At 75.5% G+C, this 4,429-nt stretch carries 6 protein-coding genes; all 6 read right to left on the reverse strand.

Annotated features, from left to right (window positions below):
* A partial coding sequence (locus PKY62_RS12170) for a prolipoprotein diacylglyceryl transferase family protein (RefSeq protein ID WP_324537331.1) occupies window positions 1-463 on the reverse strand: 463 nt, incomplete at its 3' end.
* The gene (trpA, locus tag PKY62_RS12175) at window positions 460-1,272 is read right to left on the reverse strand and encodes a tryptophan synthase subunit alpha (protein WP_324537333.1); all 813 of its coding nucleotides are present in this window, start codon (window positions 1,270-1,272) and stop codon (window positions 460-462) included. The genes PKY62_RS12170 and trpA, both read right to left, overlap by 4 nt.
* Window positions 1,269-2,534: a tryptophan synthase subunit beta gene (gene trpB / locus PKY62_RS12180; RefSeq protein WP_324537335.1), complete on the reverse strand. Its 1,266-nt coding sequence runs from the start codon at window positions 2,532-2,534 to the stop codon at window positions 1,269-1,271. The genes trpA and trpB overlap by 4 nt, the downstream gene beginning before the upstream one ends.
* Complete coding sequence (trpC, locus tag PKY62_RS12185) at window positions 2,531-3,343, reverse strand: indole-3-glycerol phosphate synthase TrpC (RefSeq protein ID WP_324537338.1); 813 nt, start codon at window positions 3,341-3,343, stop codon at window positions 2,531-2,533. The genes trpB and trpC overlap by 4 nt, the downstream gene beginning before the upstream one ends.
* Window positions 3,344-3,455: 112 nt before the next feature.
* A complete protein-coding gene (locus tag PKY62_RS12190) occupies window positions 3,456-3,728 on the reverse strand; it encodes an HGxxPAAW family protein (RefSeq protein WP_324537340.1) in 273 nt (90 codons plus the stop codon).
* A gap of 83 nt (window positions 3,729-3,811) precedes the next feature.
* Window positions 3,812-4,429, reverse strand: a 618-nt coding sequence (locus PKY62_RS12195) for a Trp biosynthesis-associated membrane protein (RefSeq protein WP_324537342.1), incomplete at its 5' end; no start/stop codon positions are given.

The following is a 4,429-nucleotide window of genomic DNA, read 5'->3' on the forward strand; positions in this document are numbered from 1 at the left end:
CGCCGAAGAGCTCCTGGTTGAACCAGTTGCCGAGCCGGCCGAGGGCCTGGGCCACGAGCAGCCCCGGGGCCACGGCGTCCGCGAAGACGACGAAGCTCACGCCCTGCCGCCGCGCGCCGATGAAGGCACCCACGGCACCCAGGGCGATGGCGCCCCAGATCCCGAGCCCGCCCTCCCAGATGTACAGCGCCTTGATGGGGTCCCCCCCGGGGCCGAAGTACGCGTCCGGGGAGGAGATGACGTGGTAGATCCGCCCACCGACGATGCCGAACGGCACGGCCCAGTAGACGATCTCCAGGACCGTGTCCGCCTCGCCGCCGCGCTCGACCCACCGGCGCTGCGTGAGCCACACCGCCACGACGATGCCGGCGATGATGGCCAGCGCGTAGGCGCGCAGCGGGAACGGGCCCAGGTACCAGACCGACTGCGACGGGCTGGGCAGCGACGTGAGCAGCCCCGTCATCGGACGGCCGACCGGACGCCGGCGGCGAGGTCGGCCACGACGGCCGCCAGGGCCGCCCTGCCCTGGGCCGGGTCGGCCGCGTCGACGAGGGGTCGGACGAAGGCGCTGCCGACGATGACCCCGTCGGCGAAGGCCGCGACCTCGGCCGCCTGGGCCCCCGTGCTGACGCCGAGGCCGACGCAGACGCGTGCGGCGCCCGCTGCCCGGGTGTCCGCGACGAGCCGGGCAGCGTCGCCGCCCACGCTGGCGCGTGTCCCGGTGACGCCCATCGTCGAGGCCGCGTAGACGAAGCCGCGCGCGGCGGCGGCCGTGAGGGCCAGCCGCTCCGGCGTCGAGCTCGGGGCGACGAGGAACACGCGGTCCAGCCCGTGCGCGTCCGAGGCCGTGAGCCACTCGCCGGCCTCGTCGGGGATGAGGTCCGGCGTGATGAGACCCGCGCCGCCCGCCGCGGCGAGGTCCCGCGCGAACGCGTCGACGCCGTAGCGCACGACGGGGTTCCAGTAGCTCATGACGAGCACGGGGACGCCTGTCGCGGCGACAGCCTCGACGGCGGTGAGGGTGTCGCGCGTGCGCACCCCGCCGGCCAGCGCGCGCTCGACGGCGTGCTGGATGAGCGGGCCGTCCATGACCGGGTCGGAGTACGGCAGGCCCAGCTCGACGACGTCGACGCCCGCGTCGACCATCGCGCGCGCCGCGGCGATGGAGCCCGCGACGTCGGGGTAGCCCACGGGCAGGTAGCCGACGAGCGCAGCACGACCCTCGGCGCGCAGCCCATCGAGCCGCTCGCCCGTGCTGCTCCGGGCGCTCACGGCGCCGCCTCGTCGAGCAGGGAGAACCACGCCGCCGCGGTCTCGACATCCTTGTCACCGCGTCCGCTGAGGTTGACGAGGATGACGGTGTCCGGCCGGCCCGCGGCGACGGCCTCCTGGCCCAGCTGCATGGCACCGGCCAGCGCGTGCGCCGACTCGATCGCGGGGATGATCCCCTCGGTGCGGCACAGCAGGCGGAAGGCCTCCATCGCCTGCGCGTCGGTGATCGGCCGGTACTCGGCGCGCCCGATGGTGCTGAGCCACGAGTGCTCTGGCCCCACCCCCGGGTAGTCCAGCCCGGCCGAGATCGAGTGGCTCTCGACGGTCTGGCCGTCCTCGTCCTGGAGCAGGTAGGAGCGCGCGCCGTGCAGCACGCCCGGCGTGCCGCCGGTGAGGGTCGCGGCGTGGCGGCCGGTCTCGACGCCGTCGCCCCCGGCCTCGAGCCCCACCAGCCGGACGTCGACGTCGTCGAGGAAGGCGTGGAAGATCCCGATCGCGTTGGAGCCGCCGCCGACGCAGGCCGCGACCACGTCGGGCAGGCGTCCGACGAGGTCGAGCACCTGCTGGCGCGCCTCGATGCCGATGATCTTCTGCAGGTCGCGCACCATCGCGGGGAACGGGTGCGGGCCGGCGACGGTCCCGAACACGTAGTTCGTCGTCCCGACGTTGGTGACCCAGTCGCGCAGCGCCTCGTTGATCGCGTCCTTGAGCGTGCGCGAGCCCGTGGTCACGGGCACCACCTCGGCGCCGAGCAGGCGCATCCGGGCGACGTTGAGCGCCTGACGGCGCGTGTCCTCCTCGCCCATGTAGATGGTGCAGTCGAGGTCGAACAGCGCCGCTGCCGTCGCCGTCGCGACGCCGTGCTGCCCGGCACCGGTCTCGGCGATGACCCGCCTCTTGCCCAGCCGCTTGGTCAGCATCGCCTGGCCGAGCACGTTGTTGATCTTGTGCGAACCGGTGTGGTTGAGGTCCTCGCGCTTGAGGATCACCCGCACGCCGCCGCAGTGCGCGGCGAACCGCGGCACCTCGGTGATGATGCTCGGGCGGCCCGTGTACGTGCGGTGCAGGTGGGTCAGCTCTGCCGCGAAGGCCGGGTCCGCCTGGGCCTTGTCCCACTCCGTCGAGAGCTCGTCGAGCGCCTCGATGAGCGCCTCGGGGACGAACCGCCCGCCGAAGTCGCCGAAGTAGGGCCCCGAGCCGGCCGCGGCCGTCGTCGGGCCGACGGCCGGCTGCTCGGGCTGCCGGTCGGTGGGCTGGGTCACTGGCGTACCGCCCGCAGCGAGGGGTGGGCGCCCGCGGCGACGAGGTCGGCGACGGCGGCGCGCGGGTCCCGTCCCGTCACCAGGCTCTCGCCGACGAGGACGGCGTCCGCGCCGGAGCGCGCGTAGTCCATGACGTCGTGCGGGCCGCGCACCCCGGACTCGGCGATCCGCACGATCCCGCTGGGGATGAGCGGGGCGAGCCGGGCGAACGTCGTGCGGTCCACCTCGAGGTTGCGCAGGTTGCGCGCGTTGACGCCGATGCACAGCGCCCCGGCATCGACCGCGCGGGCGACCTCCTCCGCGTCGTGCACCTCGACGAGCGCCGCCATGCCGAGCGAGTGGACGCGCTCGACGAGCGAGGTCAGCACGGTCTGCTCGAGCGCGGCGACGATGAGCAGGACGAGATCGGCCCCGTGGGCGCGGGCCTCCCACACCTGGTAGGGCGTGACGATGAAGTCCTTGCGCAGCACCGGGACGTCCACCGTGGCCCGCACGGCGTCCAGGTCCGCGAGGCTGCCCGAGAACCGGCGCCCCTCCGTGAGCACGGAGATGACGGCCGCGCCGCCCGCCTCGTACTCGCCGGCCAGCGCGGCCGGGTCGACGATGTCGGCCAGCGCACCCTTGCTCGGGCTGGACCGCTTCACCTCGGCGATGACCGCGACCGCTGCCTCGTCGTGCAGGCGGGGCAGGGCCTTCTTGGCCTCCGGCAGCCGCGCGGCACGCTCCTTGACCACGCCCAGCGGCGTGGCCTCCTCACGTCGCGCGAGGTCCTCACGGACCCCGGCGACGATGTCGTCCAGGACACTCACGATGCGCCACCTCCCCGGACCGATCCCCCGCCGACCGTCACCGTCATCGTAGGGCGGGCTGCGCCGCGGGCCGACCGCGCCCACGTGGTGGGACCGTCGCGGCCGCCGGCGCTCAGGATCGGGCGTCCGTCCCGGCGTCGGCCACGTGCGGCTGGCCGAAGCCGAGCATCCGCAGCGCACGCCCGGCCACGAGGCCGACGGCGATGACCACGAGCCCCGCCCAGAAGAGCCACGGGAGCGCTGCCACGACGGCGAGCGAGCTGATGAGCGCACCGATGACGACGACCGTCACGGTGACCCACGCCGCCGTCGTGCGACCGTGGTTGGCCGGCGGGCTGCCCGCTGGCAGGTCGGCCGGCGCTGACAGCGGTGTCGACTCGCCCATGGCGGGCCCCTTTCGTCTGGTGAGGCGAGCCTACCGAACACGGCGCGCGGTGCCCGCCAGCGCCGGCAGCGCCGGGTGCCCCCTCAGCGGGCGGCGGGCTCGTCGTCGGGGTCGGGCAGGTCCCAGCAGGACGTCGCATCGGCGGCGGGCTCGCGCTCGTGCCGCGTGCCGGGCGGTGGCCACGCGCTGGCCGCGACACCGGCGAGCAGCGCCAGGAGCAGGACCACCGCGCCGAGGCCGGCGGCCACCCACGGCCACGCCGTCCCGACGGCGGGGCCGTCGAGCACCGCGACCCCCGTCGCCGTGCGGGCCTGGGCCAGGGCGACGGCCTGCACCGTGGACAGCGCGCCGAGGCCAGAGCCGACCACGAGCAGCCCGCCGAGCGACAGGCCGACGAGTGCCGTCCACCGGATCGCCCGTCCGCCGAGCGCCAGCGCACCGGCCGCGGCGAGCACCACGAGCCCGCCGGCGCCCACGCCGGGCGCGGCCTGGGCGCCGGCCACGGCCAGCGGCACCTGCGCCGCGACGGCGGTCGACGTCGTCGCGAGCACCCAGGCCGGGCCCGTCGAGGCCAGCACGGCGACACCCAGGACCACGCCGGCGAGCACCGCACGGCCCACCGGGAGCCGGCGTGCGAGCGTCTGCGCAAGGCTCACGGCGTCGCGGTGTGCAGGCGCGCGGCGAGCTGCACCGCGCGGACC

It is taken from the genome of Actinotalea sp., from assembly GCF_035443605.1.
GTDB lineage: Bacteria > Actinomycetota > Actinomycetes > Actinomycetales > Cellulomonadaceae > Actinotalea.

Bases quoted from the DNA above. Each gene is read 5' to 3' on its own strand.
- PKY62_RS12190 (WP_324537340.1), bottom strand. From the start codon at position 3,728: ATGGGCGAGTCGACACCGCTGTCAGCGCCGGCCGACCTGCCAGCGGGC.